Genomic DNA, 19,193 nt, shown 5'->3' with positions numbered 1-19,193 from the left:
TCGTTGCACAACCCCGCGAACCATCGCAAACCATCTGAAAGAGAAAAAACATGAGCGGCACAGTAGGCGATTTCTTTGTGGAGCGGCTCCATGCATGGGGCGTTCGCCGCATCTATGGCTATCCGGGCGACGGCATCAACGGCGTGCTCGGCGCGCTGAACCGGGCCAAGGGCAAGATCGAATTCATCCAGGTCCGGCATGAGGAAATGGCCGCCTTCATGGCGGCCGCCCATGCCAAGTTCACCGGCGAGATCGGCGTCTGCCTGTCCACCGGCGGGCCGGGCGCATCGCACCTGATCACCGGCCTGTACGACGCGAAGATGGACCATGTGCCGGTCCTCGCCATCACCGGCCAGGCGGCCCGCACCTCGCGCGGCGCGCACTACCAGCAGGAGCTGAACCTGGACCGCATGTTCGCGGACGTCGCCGACTATGTGCAGGAAGCCTCGGTGCCGTCCCAGCTGCGGCACATGGTGGACCGCGGCATGCGCACCGCGATTGCGAACAACGGCATCGCGGTGCTGATCCTGCCGAACGACCTGCAGGAACTGCCGTGGGAAGACCCGCCGCACAGCCACGGCTCGGTAATGTCCGGCATCGGCTACACCAAGCCCAGGGTCGTCGCCTATGACGAGGACCTGCGGCGCGCCGCCGACGTCCTCAATGCCGGCAGCAAGGTGGCGATCCTGGTGGGCGCGGGCGCGCTCGGCGCATCGGCCGAAGTGACCGCGGTGGCGGCGCGGCTGGGCGCCGGCGTCGCCAAGGCGCTGCTGGGCAAGGCCGTGCTGCCGGACGACCTGCGGTGGGTCACCGGCAGCATCGGCATCCTCGGCACCGAACCCAGCTACGACATGATGATGCATTGCGATACGCTGCTGATGATAGGCACCGGCTTTCCGTATGCCGAGTTCCTGCCCAAGGAAGGCCAGGCCCGCGCGGTGCAGATCGACATCGATCCGTCCATGCTTTCGATACGCTATCCGGCCGAGGTCAACCTGCATGGCGATGCGGCGGAAACGCTGCGCGCGCTGCTGCCGCTGTTGCAGCAGAACGGTGACGCCAGCTGGCGCGAGCGCATCGCCGGCAACATGGAGAAATGGTGGAAGACGCTGGAAGAGCGCGCGATGCAGCCGGCAAACCCGGTCAATCCGCAGCGCGTGGTCTGGGAGCTGTCGCCGCGCCTGCCGGACCGAGCCATCGTCTCGAGCGATTCCGGCTCCTGCGCCAACTGGTTTGCGCGCGACCTCAGGATCCGCGAAGGGCAGATGTGCTCGCTGTCCGGCGGCCTGGCGTCGATGGGCGCGGCCGTGCCCTATGCGATCGCCGCCAAGTTCGCCCACCCGGACCGGCCGGTGATTGCGCTGGTCGGCGATGGCGCGATGCAGATGAATAACATGGCCGAACTGATCACGGTGTCGAAGTACTGGCAGCGCTGGGCCGATCCGCGCTGGATCGTCTGCGTGTTCAATAACCAGGACCTGAACCAGGTGACATGGGAGCAGCGGGTCATGGAAGGCGACCCGAAGTTCGCGGCGTCGCAGGATTTGCCGGACGTGCCCTACCACCGCTTCGCCGAACTGATCGGGCTCAAGGGCATCTTCTGCGACCGCGCGGATGGCGTGGCCGCCGCCTGGGAGGAAGCGCTCGCCGCGGACCGCCCGGTGGTTCTGGAATTCAAGACCGATCCCGAAGTGCCGCCGCTGCCTTCGCACATTACCTTCAAGGATGCGAAGAACCTGATGAGCAGCATGCTGCAGGGCGACCCGGACCGCGCAAAAAGCCTGATCGGCGCGGCCAGGCAGGTGCTGAGCGCCATCCTTCCGGGCAATAAGAAATAAAAGGAAGCTGCACCGCCTGAAACGGGGCGGGACCACTGTCCGGGCCGGCGCCGCGCCGGCCCGCTCGCGTGCCTAGCTCGCCGCGCCGTCGCTGCCGGACTGGCCGGCCGCGCCGGACTGCGACTCGTTCGACGCATTACGCCCGGAAGCGCCCATGACCAGCTGCTCGGGCGCGCCGGTAAACCAGCCGGGCCGGCGGCCGAGGCCGGACCAGGTCTTGTCCGAATTCGGGTCCTTGTATTTCGCCGCGCGCTTGCCGTTGCCATTGCCCTGCTTCGCAGCGCCTGCCCGGACCGGCTTGCGGCCTTTTGCGTCGCTGACCTGCGCCGACGCCAGCGTGCTGCGCTCGGCCAGCTTGCGGCCGCGCTTGGACGTGATGCCGGCCGCGGGCGCAGCCGCTTTCGACGGCGCCGCGCCTTGCGCATTCCTGGGTTTGCGGCCGCGCTTCGGCTTGCCTTCGGCCGCGCCAGGCGCTTCCAGCGCCGGCGTGCGCGCCGTTCCCTGGTACTGGACGCGCAATGCATTGCGCGAGGTGCTGACCGCGTCGATCTGTTCCAGCGCCTTCTCAAGTTCCTCGACCTGCTTGGTCCAGAGGCTTAATACACTCCGTGCATGATCCAGGTCAGCCTGTATCAAGGACCGCGCTGTAATTAAATTGCTGGCCATACGTTCTCCTGGTTGGCATTAATCAAAACCTTCTGGAACCGGCATCCTGCGGCTTGCATTGCCCGACGCTGCGGCGTCAGGCGAAGGATAGCAAAATCGGCCCTATTAAATAGTCTATTTTAATGAGGCGATTTAATATTATTTCCACCGGCGGAAAGACTTGTGTGCAATTAATCCGTCCCGCGGCTGCCTTAAAGAAATCGCCTGCCGAAACAGCAGGCAGTTTAATGGATTAAAAAAGCATCTTTATAACGATCAGCGCCCTCCTGAATTAAAATTCGACGTGTACCGCGGAGGTGCCATCGTCGCGCTCGCGCCTGGCCGACCGACAATTCAAATAAAAGGAGCGCCTGACGTGCGTGAAACAACTGGGCAACGCTGGTATTTCGGATGGACGATCGTCGCGGCCGCGACCCTGCTGACGCTGCTGACCGTCGGCATGCGCCTGGGCATAGGCCCGTTTTTCCTGCCGATGGTGAACGACCTCGGCTTCAGCCGCAGCCTGCTGGCCGGCATCGTCGCCGTCGGCATGCTGTGCTACGGGCTGGCGATGCCGCTCGCCGGTTACCTGGTCGGCAAATACAATACCCGGCTGGTGCTGCTGCTGGGCACGGCCATCGTCGTGCTGTCCACCGTCGCCACGGTGACGGTGCGCAGCCCGGTGGCCTTCCTGCTTGCATTCGGCGTATTCCTGTCCGCCGGCCTGGCGTTCACCAGCCCGGTTGCGCTGACGCCGGTCATCAGCCGATGGTTCACGCGGCAGCGCGGCATGGCCCTGTTTTTCCTGTCCACCGGTTCCATGGCCGGCATGGCGATCATGACGCCGCTGCTGACGATGGCCATCGAATCCTTCGGCTGGCGTCATACGATGCTGGGCTTCGCAGCGGTGTTCGCGGCCGTCACCGTGCCTTCCGCGCTGTTCGTCATCCGCGACGAGGCGCCGCCGCATACCGACCTGCTGCCCGACCAGATCGCCGCGCTGCCGGCGCAGCCGGCGAACGCATTGCCGGGCCTGCGTTTTTCCGAGGCCGTGCGCACCGCGCCTTTCTGGCAGATATTCGGCGGCCTGTTCGCCTGCGGCTTCAGCATGAACCTGCTGGGCACGCACGGGATGCCGATGCTGATGGACCATGGCTTCGACGCGATGACCAGCTCGCTGGGCATCGGACTGATAGGACTCGTCGCCATTGTCGGCACGCAGGTGCTCGGCCGGGTCGCGGACAAGCTGCAGCGCCGGAATATCCTGGCGATGATCTATGCGATCCGCGGCCTCGGCTTCTTCGCTCTGCTGCTGGTCGGCACCCACTGGGAGCTGTACGGGACGGCGACGATAGGCGGCCTGGTCTGGGCCGGCAGCATTGCCTTGTCTTCCGCCATCCTGGCCGATGTGTATGGCGTGCGCCTGGTCGGCGTGCTGTATGGCTGGGCCTATCTCGGGCACCAGATCGGCGCGATGGTCAGTTCCTGGCTCGGCGGCTGGGGCTACGAGGCGACGGGCAGCCACTGGCTTGCGTTCGGAAGCGCCGGCGTGCTGCTGCTGGTCGCCGCCGGCGTCTCGCTGCAACTCCCGCTGAGGGGCGCCGCGGCGCTGCGCGAGCGCCCGGCCGCCTGAAGCAGGCGACGCGCCGTCAGCCGCAGGCGCTGCGCCGTCAGGCGTCCTGCTTCAGCATGTCCCGGTATTCAGGATGGCCGTCGATGTAGCGCGCGATGAATTCGCAGCGGGCCACGACCTTGCGCTTGCTGTTCCTGACATCGTCCAGCGCGCCGCGCGCGAGCCGCGAGCCGTAGCCCTTGCCCTCTTCCTCGGGATTGACGGCCGTGTGGGTGAAGATCACGGCATCCTCCCCGTCGATGTGGTAGCTGGCGATTCCCAGCACGGTCTGGCCGCTGCGCAGTTCGTAGCGCTGCTCGGCCGGGTTATCGGCGACGACGGGGGAAGGCTGGTTCATCTGTGCTCCTGCTGTTGGAAGGTGGGCGCGCCATGCGGCGGCGGTGACTGTTCTGACGCCGGGCGGCGCCGAATGTTCCTTGGCCCCGCAGGACGGGCCGGCACGCGTTCATGCATGCTCGACGAAAAGCGATTTTCTGCCGAGCAGCGCGCCGGCCTGTTCGGCGGGCAGCGGCCGGGATATGTAATAGCCCTGCACCTCGTCGCATGCGTAATGCTGCAGCGCCTGCAGCTGCTCCGCGGTCTCCACGCCCTCGGCCACGATGCGCATGCCGAACGTGCGCGCGATCGACACGATGGCGGTGAACAATGCGCGGTCGTCCGGCCCGTTCAGCAGCCGCGACGTGAACGCGCGATCGATCTTCAGGCCGTCCATCCGCAGCCGCTTCAATTCGGCCAGGCAGGAATAGCCGGTGCCGAAATCGTCGACATACAGGTCGATGCCCAGCGCCTGGATGTCGGCCAGCGCCGCCAGCGCCGTGGAGCCCTCGCCCATCGTGGCCGACTCGGTGATCTCCACCTCGATCAGCCCCGCGTCCAGGCCATGCCGCTGCAGCGCCGCCGCCAGCAGCCGGCTGACGTCGCCGGTGCAGATCTGGCAAGCCGACACGTTGACCGAGACCGGCACGACCGCCAGGCCCTGCTTTTTCCAGAGCGCCAGCCGCGCGCAGGCCATTTCGATCACCTGTCCGCCCAATGCGACGATGCTGCCGTTCTCCTCGGCCAGCGGGATGAACTCGCCCGGCGACAGCAGGCCGTGGACCGGGTGCAGCCAGCGCACCAGCGCTTCCATGCTGGTCATCTCGCCCGTCGCCGCATTCACCCTGGGCTGGTAGTGCAGCACCAGCTGCTCGTGCCCGATCGCATGCCGGAGTTCGGCCTCGCGCCGCAGCTTGGCCAGCCGCCGCTGGTACAGCGCGGGCTCGAAATAACGGTAGGTGCCCTTGCCGGCGGTCTTGACCGCATGCATCGCGATGTCGGCATGGCGCAGCAGGGCGTCGCCGTCGGCGCCGTCGCGCGGATACATGCTGATGCCGATCGACGCGCGGACCGCATGCGTCTGGCCGCACTGGTCGAGGCGGAACGGTTCGAGCAGCGTGGCGATGATGCGCTCGGCCACCGCGGTGACATCGTCCTGGCTGGCCGCGCCTTCCATGATGACGGTGAATTCGTCGCCGCCCAGCCGCGCCACCTTGTCCTGCGGCCGGACCACGGCGCCCAGCCGGAGGCCGGCCGCCTTCAGCAGCGCGTCGCCGGCCGCATGTCCGACCGTGTCGTTGATGTTCTTGAAGTCGTCGAGGTCGCAGAACAGCACCGCCAGCATCGTGCCGTCGCGCTCCGCCTTCGCCACGGCCGCCGGCAGGTAGGCGGTGAGCCAGTGCCGGTTGGGCAGCAGCGTCACCGGGTCGGTGTCGGCCTGCCGCATCAGCGCCTGCTCGTGGTTCTTGCTGTCGGTGATGTCCCGCAGCGTCACGGCCAGGCAGCTGCCGGTGCGGATCAGCCGCCGGTGCAGCCATTGCGCGGGCCGGGCGTCGCGCGGCGGCACATACATTTCGTCCTCGTGCAGGCCGTTCGCCATCGCCTTGCGGCAGGCCGGGAACATGTCCTTGGCGAACATGACGGGCAGCACCGCGGAAAGCGTGCTGCCGATCAGCGCCAGCCGGGGAATGCCGCGGTAGGCCGCGCCGCGCTCGTTGCAATCCTCGATCCGGAAGTCGACGATCTTCTCGTCCGGCCCCGACAGCGCGCGCAGCATGTAGAAACCTTCCCGCGCGTTCTCCGTCGCCAGCCGATACGCATGGTGCACTTCGCGGGAGTAATGCTGGTCCCGCAGCCTGCGTGCGGCGCGGCTCGCCCCGATGACGGCGGCCAGCAGCAGCGCCAGCGTGCCGCCGGCGGCGAACAGCATCATGTCGCGCTCGCCTGCGCCCTGCGCGGCAAACCTGCCCGACCCGGACAGGCCGACCATCGACACGACCGGGTAAGTACGGGCGCCATGCCATGCCAGCACGCGCTCCTTGCCGTCGGCGAAGCGGTCGCCGGCGGCAATCATGCTGCCGACCGGCGCCGCGGAAATGGCGTCGCTGCCGAAGATCGGCGTGGACAGCAGCGGCGCGCCGGCCTGCCGGGCGGCGAAGAACACGCCGTCCTTCCGGCGCACGGCGATGAAGTCGTCGCTTCCCAGGCCGGTGTCGTCGTACAGGGACAGCAGGTAACGCGGTTCGAACGCCACCACGACAACGCCGGCGAATGCGCCGTCGGGCGTGTCCAGCCGCCGCGACGCGAAGATCACGTGCCGGTGAAGGATGCTCGTCATCGGCTCCGATATCGTCAGGCCGAGCTGCGGGTCCGCCGCATGCGCGCTGAAGTACTGCCGGTGGGCGATGCTGCCGGTCCGGCGTTTCCCGAGCACCGTGCTGGTCACCGGCATGCCGTAGCTGTCGAAAATCGTCACGCTCAGGTCGGTTGATTTCGGCACCAGCCCGGCACGCACCTGCTCCTCGAGATCCACCGTGCCGCCGGATTTCTGCCAGTGATACTTCAAGCTCAGCATCAGGTAATCGATCTGGCCGATCGAGCGCTCGATCTGCTCGCTGCTGGCCCTGGCATGCGCCGCGGCGCTCTGGAAGAGCCGTTCGCGCAGCGCCGCCTTTTCATGCACGACCACCCAGGCGACCCAGGTCCAGAGTATCGCCGTGAGCACGACGAAGGCCAGCGGCCACAGCGCCAGCGCGCCGGCATTCTGCAGCATGAAGCGCACGTGGCGCAGGACCGTCTTGCATTGCACGCGGCGCATCGTTGAACCAGGGATCATCACGCGCATAGGCTGGATGCGGGCAGTCACTCCGAATGTGACATGCGGTACGCATTTCCTTTTTCACATTGACTGGCTCGATCATACTGGGCGGCCCTCTGCGCCCCGGTTCCGTTTGCACAAAAACATTGCGCGGAATTAAGAGGTCCGCCAGGAAATTATCATTTGGAAAGGAAAGCCGGTGCCGGCACGGCAGCTGCGCAGCGTCCGCGGCCGCGGTCAGCCCGGATAGAGATGGCGTTTTTGCAGCATCAGCAGGACGTCGGACGCCGGGACCGGCGGCGAGATGTAGTAGCCCTGCATTTCGTCGCAGCCCAGTCCCTGCAGCAGCGCGAGCTGCTCCGCCGATTCCACGCCCTCGGCGACGACCTGCATGTCGATCGCATGCGCCATCGACACGATCGCCCTGAACAGCGCCAGGTCCTGCGGACCGTCGGTGAGCTGCGCCGTAAAGGAGCGGTCGACCTTGATGCCGTGCATGTCCAGGCGCCGCAGCTGGGACAGCGACGAATAGCCGGTGCCGAAATCATCGACGTAGAGCCGGCTCCCCATGGTCTGCAGCGTCGCAAGTTCGGCCGACGCGACAACGCTTTCGCCCACCGTGGCCGACTCGGTGATCTCGACCTCGATCAGGTCGGGCGCGATGCCGCACCGTTCGAGCGCGGCGGCGATGACGGCGCTGACGCTGCCGCTGTTGATCTGCCGGGCCGACACGTTGACCGAGACCGGGACCAGCGGCACGCCTTCGGCACGCCATTGCACCAGCTGGTCGCAAACCTTGTTGATGACCTGTTCGCCGAGGGGGATGATGAGCCCGGTCTCCTCGGCGACCGGGATGAAGTCATCGGGCTGCATCACGCCGCAGGACGGATGGCGCCAGCGCGCCAGCGCTTCGAGGCTGGTCAGTTCGCCGGTCCGTCCGCAGACCCGCGGCTGGTAATACACGACGAGTTCGTCCTGTTCGAGCGCCTGCTTCAGCTGCGCCTGGCGGGTGAGCTTGCTGACCAGCTGCTCGGACAGGTTCTCGTGGAAGAAGCGGTAGTTGCCCTTGCCGCTGGTCTTGGCCGCATACATCGCGATGTCGGCATTCTTCAGCAGCGTGTCGCTGTCCTCGCCATCCTGCGGATAGACGCTGATGCCGATGGACGCATGGACCACGTGCCGGTGCCCGCCGGCCACGACGAATGGCTCGTGCAGCGTGTCCACGATGCGTTCGGCCACGGTGACGATATCGCGGTCGCTGCCGATGGACTCCAGGACCATCGTGAATTCGTCGCCGCCGAGCCGGGCGACGCTGTCCTGCGGCCGCAGCACTTCCTTCAGGCGCAATGCGGCCGCCTTCAGCAACTCGTCGCCGGCGGCGTGTCCCAGCGTGTCGTTGAGGTTCTTGAAATCGTCCAGGTCGACGAACAGCACGCCCAGCGACTTTCGGGTGACCCTGGCCTTTTCGATCGCCACCAGCAGGTAGTTGGTCAGCCAGTGGCGGTTCGGCAGCGACGTGAGCGCGTCCGAGTTGGCGAGCTGGTGCAGCTTATCCGCATGCGCCTTTTCGGCGGTGACATCCCTGACCATCACGGCCAGCCCGCGCCCGGAGCGCAGCAGCCGGCGCTTGCGCCATTGCGCGGGACGCTTGCCGTGCGCGGGCATGAACGCTTCTTCCTCGTGGAATCCCTGCGCCATCGCGATACGCCCGATCGACAGCAGCTGGTCGCGGAACGTGGCCGACATATGCGACGACATCCGGGTGTTGAGCAGTTTTTCCTTTCTCGCGCCGAAGTTGATCGCACCCTGCTCGTTGCAGTCCTCGATCGCGAAGTCGATGATTTCATCGTTTTCGTCATGGATGGGCCGCATCATGTAAAACGCGTCCTGCGCATTTTCGGTGGCGAGCCGGTAGGCCGCGGTTACCTCTTTCGCATCGCGCAGCTTCTGGCCGCGCCAGGTCGAAAAGACGGTCGCGCCGACGCCGAGCAAAAACAGCACCGCGCTGACCAGCAGCGCGACGAAGCGCATTTCATGTTCGCGTTCGCGATACTTCGCCAGCCTGTCCTCGACGGACACCCCGACCACAGACACGACCGGATAATTCTTTGCCTTTTGCCAGGCCACGACCCTGGGCCTGGCGTCCATGAAATGCTGTCCGGGCGCGCTGGCGATGCCTGCGTCATTGGGAAACTGGGGCGCAGACCGGTACTGGGTGCTCCCGGACGCCGCGTTTGCCAGCGACTTTTCGGCGAAGAACGTGCCGTCCATCTTTCTTACCTCGATGAAGTCGCCGCCATGGATCGTCGTCGGGTCGCTGAAGGCCAGCAGGTAACCGGGTTCGACCGACACGGCGATCACGCCGTCGAACGCGCCGCTCGCCGTTTCGAGCCGGCGGCTCAGGATGATCTGCGGGCGCTTCGAGCGCAGGCCGATCACCGGCTCGGAAATTGAGAGCCCGCGGACGGTGCCATTCTGGTGTTCCCTGAAATAGGCCCGGCTCGAAAAGCCGCTGAAGTCCTTGCGGAACGGACGCGTGCTCGTGACCGCCTTGCCGGCGCGGTCCGTGATGGTGACGACGAAATCGCTGTTCGACGAGACCAGCCCGGCATCCAGCTGCTTTTCCAGCCGGATCCTGCCGCCGGTTTCCTCCCAGTAATGCTTCATGCTCAGCATGATGTAGTCGATCTGGGCCAGCGACCGGTCGAGCTGGTCGGCATAGGCCCTGGCCTGCGAACTGGCGGACTGGCGCGCATCGAGCACGACGGCTTCCCTTTCGCGGGCGATCTCGCTGTAAGCCCACATCCAGAATGCGCTGCTCAGCGCGGCGGCGGCCAGCAGCCACAGGGCGAGGACACGGATATTGCGTCGGGCAAATTGCAAATTCCTGAAAAAACCTGTTTGTCTCAGCCTATGGAGCATATTCGGATCTGTTCAACACGCTCACCTCCGTCGCGGGAAAGCCGGGTGTCCACGCTCTCTGTTCGAAAGCCTATGATACTGGCATAAAGAAACATCCTATATCGAAAAGCCAGTTTCGGATTTCCAGCTTGCCAACGAATTCGCGGGCGCGGGGCGCCTTCCCCGTCCCGACAATGAACGCATTTACGCGAATCGCCGTCGCGGACGCGCGGAAATTGCAATTCCCGGAAACGAAAGGCAAGCCATTTGCATAATCGCCGGCGATAGGATGCGCGGGGCGGCGCACGCGTTTCCGGGACATTCCGGCGGACACATCCGGCTGCGTTTCCCCGCCGCTGTCCGCTGCTCCGGCTGGACGTCCGGCCCCCGCATTTTCGTCGTTGCAAGCGGCGGCACACCTGGACGGTCATGCCGCGGCGGTTGATTGTTGCCGAAATGGCCCGACATGGGAACAAGACCGTCCACCATAATGAAAGGCAATTGCATCGCCATGTTCAAGAAATCGAAAAGCGGTTCCAGCTTCAAGGGGAGCGCCGTGTCGTCCGGTGCAGCCGGCCAGCGGGAAATACTGGAGGGCGTCGGTTATGCATTCGACAGCGTGACCAAGAAATCCGGCTGGTCATGGAGTACGACCGACACCCGTTCCGACGAGAATCAGCCGAGCGAGAGCGACGCCATCGCGGACGCCTGGCGCGACGCCGGCGAACGGACCCGGCAAGCGCTGAACATTCCTGCAGACACCTGGGAGCGCATGGGTGTCAAGGAACAAGGCGAACTGGTGCAGGACGCCTTGTCCGTTTAGCGGGCATCGCGATGCCTGCGTGCGTCAATCCGGGCGCGTCGCGTCCGCCTTCCGCCGCGGCTTGAACAGCGTCCGGGCGACACCGTCCACCGCGCGCAGCCGGTTCGGCCAGGTGCGGGCGCCGGCACGGCGCACCTGCAGCTCGTATGCACGATACAGCAGCGCCGGAATGCTGAGGCTTGCCACCACGGCTGCCATGAACGCCAGTTCGGCCGGGTAGCTGAAGTGCATCCCGATCCGCCAGCTGACAGGCTCGAGGAAGGCCACCAGCAGCACGTGGAAGCAGTAGACCTGCAGGCCGTACTTGCCTATGAAACGGAGCCACGGCAATCCCCTGTCTTTCGGCAGGAACTGGACAAGCTTGCAGAAGACGACGACCTGGCAAAAAATGTTGGCGAGCCGCAGCGCGCGCATGTCGGACTTTTCGACATAGAACTCCATCTGGCCGGGCATGTTGAGCACATCCTGCTTTGCCAGCATGAAGCCGACGACGGCGATCCCCGCAAGCCAGAAGGACATCGGCGAGTGAAACAGCGCAGTGCGCTTTTCCACGCCATGAACGAAACCGATGTACAGGCCGGACACCCACAGCACCTGCCAGGCAAGCAGGTTGAAGTCGCCGGCGAGCGCGCCGCTGCCGCTGGCCGCGACCAGCCATTCCAGCGGATCGTAAAACTGGCCCCAGGCCCACAGCGAAAGGCTGAGCACGAGCACAGGCAGGTGCAGGCCGCGGTGAAAGGCCAGCAGCACCAGCGGACTCAGCAGCGTGAATATGAGGTACATCGGCAGCAGGTGCATCAGCGTGGGCTGGTGCAGCAGCACCGCGCCGTAGAGCATCGATGCCATCGGCCCGATATTCCCTGGCAAGAACTGGTGCGCCAGGTAGCCGCGGTGGAGCGGACTGACCAGGATCAGCAGCAGGAGAAGCGCAAAGACGAGAACGTGGTAGCGATAGAGCTTGGCCGCGCGCACCAGGGATTGCCGCCACAGGGACGGCCCGAGCGGCTGCTTGGTCGATGCGGTGTAGGCATACAGGTAGGCCGACAGCATCACGAAGCCGGCCGCCGCCGAAACGAAACCGAACGGCTCGTAGGTAAATGCAGTCACTTTCCCGCCGATATGGTCGACCGTCATCAGGACGAGGAAAATTCCCCGAAAAGTGTCGAGCCGGACGTCGCGTGTCGTCATAAAAACCTCTCAATTTGCATCTGTACTGGCAAGATCCATTCCAGAAAACATGTCTGTTAAATAATAACTTTTGGAAATTATACATTCATCCGGCGAGACGCCTCGCGAACGGTGCTGCTGCTGGCGCACGGATGACCGCTTGGGTAGGGGCGGTTACGGAAGTCCGGTAATAGAACATCGAGTCGAAAATCTACGTTTGCCGGGTGCAGAAACCGGGTCGGGCAACGGGTGTGCGACGGCCGGCGACGGGCTGGCGCGGGCGACGCGGGGACAGCGACCGGCAAGCCGCCGCGGCGTTCTGCATGAAACCGCCGCCTGTTTTTCGTGACTCAGGCGTCGCTTCGGGGACAGCGCACTTTTCAGGTGCTTGCCGATGCCCGATCCTGGTGTTTCACGCACACTTCACGTTTTCAAAAATTCACAGATTCACGGCTTCTCGGCTTCCCCGGCTTCCCCGGCTTCCCCGGCTTCCCCGGCTTCCCAGCTTCAAGTTTTCCCAGCTTCGTCAGGCTGCTTTCCCGGAACGCAGCCTTATGGGCAAGAACGGCTTTCTGTCACACGCATTCGTTCAATACATCGCCCGGCTGTTTCGCCGGACGCTGTCGCAACTTGTCGCATGCCGGGGTACCGGTTCGCCGCCACGGTTGCCAGTTCGCGGTCCCACTACGGTCCGGTCCGTCCCGGCCTGCCTGTGGATTTTCAGCTTCAGAAGCATATGCGCTGTCCCCTGTAGCCAATCCTGTCCGCCGCCTTGCACTGCACTCACTGGAGCCAGCATGCCCGTCGCCTCATTTGCCCACGCGGAGCGCCCCGCCCGGCCTCCCGTAGTGCGCTGCGCTGCCTACCGGCGGGCGTGCGGCTGGTGCTGCCGCATGCTGGCCGCCGCGCTACTGAGCGTCGTAGCAGCGAGCGCGCCGGCTGCATCCGGCGTCGTGATCAGCCAGGTGTATGGCGGCGGCGGCAACGCCGGCGCGTACTACCGCAACGACTTCGTCGAGCTGTTCAACCGCGGCGCGGCGCCGGTCGGCCTGAAAGGCTGGAGCGTGCAATATGCGCCGTCGTCCGGCGGCAGCTGGTCCGTGACGGCGCTGCCCGCCGTGACGCTGCAACCCGGCCAGTACCTGCTGGTGCAGGGCGCCGCCGGCGCGGGCGGGACGGCCGCGCTGCCCGCCGCGGACGTTACCGGCACGCTGGCGCTGGCCGCGACGGCCGGCCGGGTGCTCCTGGCGAATACGGCAGCCGCCGTGGCCGGTCCCGGCGCGCCCAGCGTGGTCGACCTGGTCGGCTTCGGCCCGGCAGGCACGGCACACGAAGGCGCCGGCCCGGCGGTTGCTCCGTCCAACACGATGGCCATCCTGCGCGCCCGCGACGGCTGTGCCGATACCGACGACAACAGGGCCGACTTCGCGGCAGCCATGCCCGCTCCACGCAACGGCGCCAGCGCATTCAACCTCTGCGCGGCAGGCAATGCACCCATCATCGCCCTGTGTCCGGAACGCTATGCGACGCCTGCCGGGACAGCCGGGAGCACGATGCTGTCCGCCAGCGATGCCGATGGCGTCGTAAAGGCCGCGACCATTGTCGCGGGCGCGACGCCCGGCATCGGCGTGGCTGCCGCCGGAGCGGTAGTGCAGCTAGCGGGCGGCGCGGCATTCCGGCTGGATATCGCGCCCACCGTCCCGCCCGGCGCTTACCCGCTGACGGTCGGCTTCGCCAACGACCAGGGCCAGGCCGGCTTGTGCGCAATCGTGGTCGACGTGCAGCCAGCGTCGGCCGGCATGCATGCGATCCCGCAGATCCAGGGCAGCGGCGCCGTCAGTCCCTACGCCGGCACCATGCAGACCACCGAAGGCGTGGTCACGCTGCTGGCGCCGAATGGCTTCTACCTGCAGGACCCGGTAGGCGACGGCGATCCGGCCACATCGGACGGCCTGTTCGTCTTCACCGGCGGCGTGCCGCCGAGGCGGATTGCAGTCGGCGACCGGATCAGGCTGACGGCTACCGTGACGGAATTCAATGCCGGAGACGCCAGCCGCACCGTGACCCGGCTGACCGGCGTCTCCGTGATCGACGTGATCAGCCGCGACAACCCATTATTGCCGACCGACATTGCCCTGCCGCTTGCCTCGGCCGACGACTTCGAGCGGCTGGAAGGCATGCTGGTGCGCATCGTCAATCCGCTGACGGTCAGCCAGAATGCGTTCCAGGGACGCTACGGCCAGGTGACGCTGTCGGCGGGCCGGCTGGAGAAGCCGACCAACCGGCATGCGCCGCGTTCGGCGCAGGCGCTGGCGGCGGCGGCAGCCAATGCGGCCGCCATGATCGTGCTGGACGATGGCCGGTCCAGCCAGTATCCGGACCCCGTCCCCTATCTCGGCGCCGACCGGACGCTGCGCGCCGGCGACAGCGCGACCGGGCTGGTCGGGACGATAGACTTCGGGCTGATCGGCGCGTCCAGTTCAGGGCCAGCCGGCTACAAGCTGCAGCCCGCCGCCGCGCCGGTGTTCTCGCGCGACAACCCGCGCCCGTCTGCCCCGTCGCTTCCCGCCGGCAACGTGAAGGTCGCCAGCTTCAATGTCCTCAATTTCTTCACGACCTTTGCCGACGGCACGACCGCCTCGGGCCAGGTAGGCCAGGGCTGCGCGCTGGGCGCGTCGGTGTCGCGCGCTAACTGCCGCGGCGCCGGCGACCTGGCGGCCTTCCAGCGGCAGCGCGCGAAGATCGTCGCCGCCGTCGTCGCCCTCGATGCCGACGTGCTGGGCCTGATGGAGGTGCAGAACAATGGCGACGCCGCGGTTGCGAACCTGGTCGACGGGCTCAATGCGGTCGCAGGCAGCGGCGCCTATGCGGTGGTGCCCAAGCCGACCGTCACCGGCGACGATGCGATCCGGGTCGCGATGATCTACAAGCCATCGCGGCTGACGCTGGTCGGCGGCGCGCTGGCGGACGCCGACCCGGCCAACCGCCGTCCGCCGATGGCGCAGACTTTCGCCGCGGCCAACGGGCAGACCTTCTCGCTGGTCGTCGCGCATCTGAAGTCCAAGGGCGGCTGTCCGGCGGCCGGGCATCCCGATGCGGACGCCGGCGACGGCCAGGGCTGCTGGAATGCGACCCGGGTCCGGCAGGCGCGGCGGCTGGCGTCGGTGTTCATTCCCCGGGTGCAGGCGGCGGCCGGCGACCCAGATGTGCTGGTCATCGGCGACATGAATGCCTATGCGATGGAAGACCCGGTCGCCGCGCTGATCGATGCCGGCCTGCACAACCAGGTCGAGCGTTTCCTGCGGCGCAGCGGCATGCCGTATTCCTATGTCTTCGACAGCGAAGCCGGCTATATCGACCACGTCCTGGCGACGCCAACGCTCGGCCGCCAGGTGCTGGGCGTCGCGGAATGGCATATCAATGCGGACGAGCCATCGTTCATCGACTACCGAACGGCGTTCAAGCCGCAGGATCTCTACGCGCCCTCACCTTACCGGTCATCCGACCATGATCCCGTCGTGGTCAGCCTCAGGCTGGAAGCGGCTACCGCCGATCCATGATGCCGTCGTGGTCAGACCTGGTCCGAGGCGGCGTCTGCCGGCGCCAATGCGCGGCCCGCCGCTGCCGCGCACGCCGCGCCCCGATCTGCGAAAGCGCCGATATGCTGAAGTATCGATCTACAAAAGTACCGGCGCTACCCAAGCTCCGATCCACCGAAGCGCCGTTTTACCGAAGCCCGGGCCTGCCCCGACACGGCGAACTACCGTTCCAGCCCATGCCCGGCGGCTACCCAGGCGTCGATCCCGCCGGTCAGCGGGCGCACCCGCTTGTAGCCCTTGTTCATCAGCAGCTTCGCCACTTTCGCCGCGGACGCTTCATTCGGGCAGGCGCAGTAGACGATGACCTCGCTGTCCGCCGGCATGTCGAACACCGCCCGGCTGATCTCGTCCACCGGGATCGCCAGCGCGCCGGGTATTTTTCCTTCGCTCTGCGCATGGGCCGGGCGCACGTCGACGACGACCGGCTCCGAGCCGAGCAGGTGCAGGTCGTGCAGCTCGGCCACGGAAATGCGCGCCATGCGCAGCGACCGGATGAACTGCCGGCGCTGCCACCACCTGTTAAGGATGAACAGCAGCAGCGCGGACGCAATCAGCAGCAGGCCCCACTTGCCCAGGCTTTCCAGCACGCTGAGCAGATCGCCGACCGTGCTGCGAAACAGCATGCCCAGCCACAGCGCCGAGCCGGCCCAGATGCCCGCGCCGAGGCAGTCGAACAGCAGGAAGACCGGCGCCCTCGTGCCCAGCGCGCCGGCCATCGCGCTGGCGATGGAGGCGAAGCCGGGAATGAACTTGGCCACCAGCAGCGACGGCGCGCCCCAGCGGTGAAACAGCGATTCGGTTTGCCGCACGCAGGAATCGGGCGACAGCGAGATCCGGCACAGCAGCGCCAGCACCCGCCTGCCGTAGCGCTTGCCGGCCGCATACCAGGCCAGGTCGGCGATCATCGCGGCCACGACCGCGGTAAGCAGCAGGTCGCGAAATGACGTAGGCTCGTTGCTCATCAGCGCGCTGGCGATCACCAGCGTCGGATAGGCCGGGATCGGCGCGCCGAGCTGTTCGATCAATACATTCATGAACACGGCGAGAATGCCGAACTGCTCGATAAATTGCACTAGATAAGACATCGCCGCCTTTGCTTCAGCGCCAGCCCGGGGAAGGCTGGCCAGGACGAAACTTTTCGCCGAATGGCAAGTCTGCCATCAATGCAGCCTTGCACTGTTGTGCATAACGAACTTTCCACCGGGAGATTCCATGGAAGCAAGCACTGTCCAATACCGCGGCTTCGAGATTGCAGTGACCCCGTTCACCGACCATGACGACCTCTGGGATTTCCGCTACCAGATCACCAGGGCCGGCGACCCGGAGAAGGCGGTGATCAGGCATTCGGTCACGCGACAGCAGACCATGGATGGCCATACCACCGAGAGCGCCGCCCGCGAGGCCGGCACCCTGCTGGCGAAAGTCGACGTCGACAATTTCCTCGCGCTCGGCAAATAGGGAAGGCAGCACGACGGGCAACCCTGCTTCAGGAAGCCAGCACCGAATGCAGCGCCTGTATCGCCGCCGCGCCCTCGCCGACCGCGGTCGCCACCCGCTTCACCGACCCGCTGCGCACATCGCCGACCGCGAAAATGCCGGGACGGCTGGTCTCCAGGAAATAGGGACTGCGCGGCAGCGGCCATTGTCCTGCCGGCAGGTCGGGACCGGTCAGCACGAAACCCTTGCCGTCGAGCGCAATGCAGTCGTTCAGCCAGCCGGTGTTCGGCGCCGCGCCCAGGAAAAGGAACACGTGTTCGATGGGATAGTCGCGCACCGCTTCCTCGGCGCGCTGGCAACGCACCCTTTGCAGAGCCTCCTCGCCGACCAGTTCGACGATGCTGGTCTCGGGGTGGATTGTGACATTGTGCGCGGCATGCAGCCGCTGTATCAGGTAATGCGACATGCTGGCCGCCAGTCCCTTGCCGCGCACCATCACATGCACGTGGCTGGCGTGGGCGGCAAGGAAAACGGCAGCCTGCCCGGCGGAATTGCCGCCGCCCACGACGATGACTTCCTTGCGGGCGCACAGCGTCGCCTCCATGAAGGACGCGCCGTAATACACCCCGCGGCCCTCGTAGCGCTCCAGGCCCGGCAGGTCGGGCTTGCGGTAGCGGGCGCCGGTGGCGATGATCAGCGCCCGGGTGCGGATATGTTCGCCATTGTCCATCTGCAGGCGCAAATGCGCGGCGTCCTCGGTGTTCTCCGGCGCCTCGTCACATTCCAGCCGCATGACTTCCACCGGGACCGCGACCTCCGCGCCGAACTTGCGCGCCTGGGAAAGGCCCCTGCCCGCCAGCGCCTGGCCCGAGATGCCGGTCGGGAAGCCGAAGTAATTTTCGATCTTCGAACTGGTCCCGGCCTGGCCGCCGGGCGCTTTCAGGTCCAGCACCGCCACGCTCAGTCCTTCCGATGCCGCATAGACCGCGGCAGCCAGTCCCGCCGGACCGGCGCCGGCGACGACCACGTCATAGCGCTTGCCGTCCATGCGGTCCGGGCTCAGGCCCACCGCATCGGCGGCGGCGCGGTTGCTAGGGTTCCGGTAGACCGCGCCGCTGGACGAGATCAGCACCGGGATATCGGTGGCGGCCGCGCCGAAACGCTGCAGCAGCATCTCGCCGCCCTCGTGCAGGTCGAGGTCGAAATAGGCGACGGGCTGGCCGTTGCGGCCCAGGAATTCCCGTAGCCGCAGCGTGTCGCTGCTGTGGGACGACCCGATCAGGATGGTGCCGCCGCACTTGTCCTCGATTAAGGCCACGCGGCGCAGGATGAAGGCGCGCATGATCAGTTCGCTCAGGTCCGCTTCCGCCACCACCAGCTGGCGCAGCGCCTCCTCGTCGATCGCGATGACCTCGGTGTCCTCGACCGCCCTGGCGGTGGCGATTGCGCCGCGCCCGGCCAGCGTGCCGACTTCCCCGGTGAACGCGCCCGGGCCATGCGTGGCGAGCTGGTGCGGCCCGGCGATGGTGTTGCGCTCGACGGCGACGCGCCCGGACCGCAGCACGAACATCGGCACATGCCGGTCGCCTTCGCGGAAGAGCAGTTCATCGGCCTTGTACGACCGGCGCTGGCCATAGCTGCTCAGGATGGCGAACTGGGCATCGTTCAGCACCGGGAACGCCTGGTGTCGCCTGTCGTTCAGGCCAGGGCCGGACTCAGGCGCTGGCGGAAGCATGATGTCGCTCATGGATGGACCTCGACGGAATGGACCGCGCCGGTCGGCGCGGAGCATCACCGGATACTAAGGCATGGCAGCGGATGCTGTCTTGCGGTCGGGCAGGCAGCGCACCGGGGATCGCCATCTGCATTGCCTGCCGGCAGCGGATGTTGTCCGGCACCGCACGCTGCGCGGCGAAACATGCCGGTTTTCTTACAAGGACAAGGCCGCTCGTCTTATTTACGCGGCGCGCCTGCTGGCCTAACGTCGACAAATCACGGAACGCGGCATGCATGCCGC

General features: G+C 66.2%; 13 protein-coding genes. 6 read left to right on the top strand and 7 right to left on the bottom strand.

The genetic code is table 11. The features are described from left to right. Positions 1-50 precede the first annotated feature (50 nt). Positions 51-1,838, top strand: a complete 1,788-nt coding sequence (locus QOL82_RS13315) for a thiamine pyrophosphate-requiring protein (RefSeq protein ID WP_283442767.1) — start codon at positions 51-53, stop codon at positions 1,836-1,838. A gap of 72 nt (positions 1,839-1,910) precedes the next feature. On the opposite strand, the gene QOL82_RS13310 is transcribed toward QOL82_RS13315, so the two are convergent. Beyond that, a complete protein-coding gene (locus QOL82_RS13310) occupies positions 1,911-2,504 on the bottom strand; it encodes an H-NS family nucleoid-associated regulatory protein (RefSeq protein ID WP_283442766.1) in 594 nt (197 codons plus the stop codon). Positions 2,505-2,859: 355 nt separating this feature from the next. Between QOL82_RS13310 and QOL82_RS13305 the strand changes: the two genes are divergently transcribed. Then, positions 2,860-4,116, top strand: coding sequence for an MFS transporter (locus tag QOL82_RS13305; RefSeq protein ID WP_283442765.1), 1,257 nt, complete (start codon positions 2,860-2,862; stop codon positions 4,114-4,116). Between the two features lie 37 nt (positions 4,117-4,153). On the opposite strand, the gene QOL82_RS13300 is transcribed toward QOL82_RS13305, so the two are convergent. The 3 genes from QOL82_RS13300 to QOL82_RS13290 all read right to left on the bottom strand — a co-directional run bounded on the left by QOL82_RS13300 (position 4,154) and on the right by QOL82_RS13290 (position 10,132). Beyond that, a complete protein-coding gene (locus tag QOL82_RS13300) occupies positions 4,154-4,453 on the bottom strand; it encodes a GNAT family N-acetyltransferase (RefSeq protein WP_283442764.1) in 300 nt (99 codons plus the stop codon). Positions 4,454-4,561: 108 nt separating this feature from the next. After that, positions 4,562-7,267 carry a bifunctional diguanylate cyclase/phosphodiesterase gene (locus tag QOL82_RS13295; RefSeq protein ID WP_283442763.1) on the bottom strand — a complete coding sequence of 902 codons (2,706 nt, stop codon included), beginning with the start codon at positions 7,265-7,267 and terminating at the stop codon, positions 4,562-4,564. 219 nt (positions 7,268-7,486) lie between these two features. Then, the gene (locus QOL82_RS13290; protein WP_283442762.1) at positions 7,487-10,132 is read right to left on the bottom strand and encodes a bifunctional diguanylate cyclase/phosphodiesterase; all 2,646 of its coding nucleotides are present in this window, start codon (positions 10,130-10,132) and stop codon (positions 7,487-7,489) included. Between the two features lie 529 nt (positions 10,133-10,661). On the opposite strand from QOL82_RS13290, the gene QOL82_RS13285 reads away from it, so the two are divergent. After that, complete coding sequence (locus tag QOL82_RS13285) at positions 10,662-10,973, top strand: hypothetical protein (RefSeq protein WP_283442761.1); 312 nt, start codon at positions 10,662-10,664, stop codon at positions 10,971-10,973. A 24-nt stretch (positions 10,974-10,997) separates the two neighbouring features. On the opposite strand, the gene opgC is transcribed toward QOL82_RS13285, so the two are convergent. Further along, positions 10,998-12,161, bottom strand: a complete 1,164-nt coding sequence (gene opgC / locus QOL82_RS13280; RefSeq protein WP_283442760.1) for an OpgC domain-containing protein — start codon at positions 12,159-12,161, stop codon at positions 10,998-11,000. A 776-nt stretch (positions 12,162-12,937) separates the two neighbouring features. On the opposite strand from opgC, the gene QOL82_RS13275 reads away from it, so the two are divergent. Further along, complete coding sequence (locus QOL82_RS13275; RefSeq protein ID WP_283442759.1) at positions 12,938-15,700, top strand: ExeM/NucH family extracellular endonuclease; 2,763 nt, start codon at positions 12,938-12,940, stop codon at positions 15,698-15,700. A 200-nt stretch (positions 15,701-15,900) separates the two neighbouring features. Here the strand turns inward: QOL82_RS13275 and QOL82_RS13270 are convergent, their stop codons facing one another. Then, entirely contained in the window at positions 15,901-16,824 is a 924-nt protein-coding gene (locus QOL82_RS13270) for a rhodanese-like domain-containing protein (RefSeq protein ID WP_283442758.1), read from the bottom strand. 127 nt (positions 16,825-16,951) lie between these two features. On the opposite strand from QOL82_RS13270, the gene QOL82_RS13265 reads away from it, so the two are divergent. Further along, positions 16,952-17,197 carry a hypothetical protein gene (locus QOL82_RS13265; RefSeq protein ID WP_283442757.1) on the top strand — a complete coding sequence of 82 codons (246 nt, stop codon included), beginning with the start codon at positions 16,952-16,954 and terminating at the stop codon, positions 17,195-17,197. Positions 17,198-17,225: 28 nt separating this feature from the next. Here QOL82_RS13265 and QOL82_RS13260 read toward each other — a convergent pair whose 3' ends face one another. Continuing rightward, on the bottom strand, positions 17,226-18,923 hold the full coding sequence (locus QOL82_RS13260; RefSeq protein WP_283442756.1) for an FAD-dependent oxidoreductase: 1,698 nt from the start codon (positions 18,921-18,923) through the stop codon (positions 17,226-17,228). 61 nt (positions 18,924-18,984) lie between these two features. Between QOL82_RS13260 and QOL82_RS13255 the strand changes: the two genes are divergently transcribed. Continuing rightward, on the top strand, positions 18,985-19,158 hold the full coding sequence (locus QOL82_RS13255) for a hypothetical protein (protein WP_283442755.1): 174 nt from the start codon (positions 18,985-18,987) through the stop codon (positions 19,156-19,158). The last annotated feature ends 35 nt before the right edge of the window (positions 19,159-19,193 follow it).

Source organism: Noviherbaspirillum suwonense (genome assembly GCF_900182955.1).
In the GTDB taxonomy this organism is placed as follows: domain Bacteria; phylum Pseudomonadota; class Gammaproteobacteria; order Burkholderiales; family Burkholderiaceae_D; genus Noviherbaspirillum_A; species Noviherbaspirillum_A suwonense.
The sequence above is the reverse complement of the archived record's forward strand: the minus strand, read 5'-3'. Positions and strand labels throughout refer to the sequence as shown.

What these genes read in the sequence shown, in the direction of transcription:
- QOL82_RS13315 (WP_283442767.1), top strand. Translation starts at nt 51, where the DNA reads ATGAGCGGCACAGTAGGCGATTTCTTTGTGGAGCGGCTCCATGCATGG.
- QOL82_RS13310 (WP_283442766.1), bottom strand. Translation starts at nt 2,504, where the DNA reads ATGGCCAGCAATTTAATTACAGCGCGGTCCTTGATACAGGCTGACCTG.
- QOL82_RS13300 (WP_283442764.1), bottom strand. Translation starts at nt 4,453, where the DNA reads ATGAACCAGCCTTCCCCCGTCGTCGCCGATAACCCGGCCGAGCAGCGC.
- QOL82_RS13295 (WP_283442763.1), bottom strand. Translation starts at nt 7,267, where the DNA reads ATGATCCCTGGTTCAACGATGCGCCGCGTGCAATGCAAGACGGTCCTG.
- QOL82_RS13285 (WP_283442761.1), top strand. Translation starts at nt 10,662, where the DNA reads ATGTTCAAGAAATCGAAAAGCGGTTCCAGCTTCAAGGGGAGCGCCGTG.
- opgC (WP_283442760.1), bottom strand. Translation starts at nt 12,161, where the DNA reads ATGACGACACGCGACGTCCGGCTCGACACTTTTCGGGGAATTTTCCTC.
- QOL82_RS13275 (WP_283442759.1), top strand. Translation starts at nt 12,938, where the DNA reads ATGCCCGTCGCCTCATTTGCCCACGCGGAGCGCCCCGCCCGGCCTCCC.
- QOL82_RS13270 (WP_283442758.1), bottom strand. Translation starts at nt 16,824, where the DNA reads ATGTCTTATCTAGTGCAATTTATCGAGCAGTTCGGCATTCTCGCCGTG.
- QOL82_RS13265 (WP_283442757.1), top strand. Translation starts at nt 16,952, where the DNA reads ATGGAAGCAAGCACTGTCCAATACCGCGGCTTCGAGATTGCAGTGACC.
- QOL82_RS13260 (WP_283442756.1), bottom strand. Translation starts at nt 18,923, where the DNA reads ATGAGCGACATCATGCTTCCGCCAGCGCCTGAGTCCGGCCCTGGCCTG.
- QOL82_RS13255 (WP_283442755.1), top strand. Translation starts at nt 18,985, where the DNA reads ATGGCAGCGGATGCTGTCTTGCGGTCGGGCAGGCAGCGCACCGGGGAT.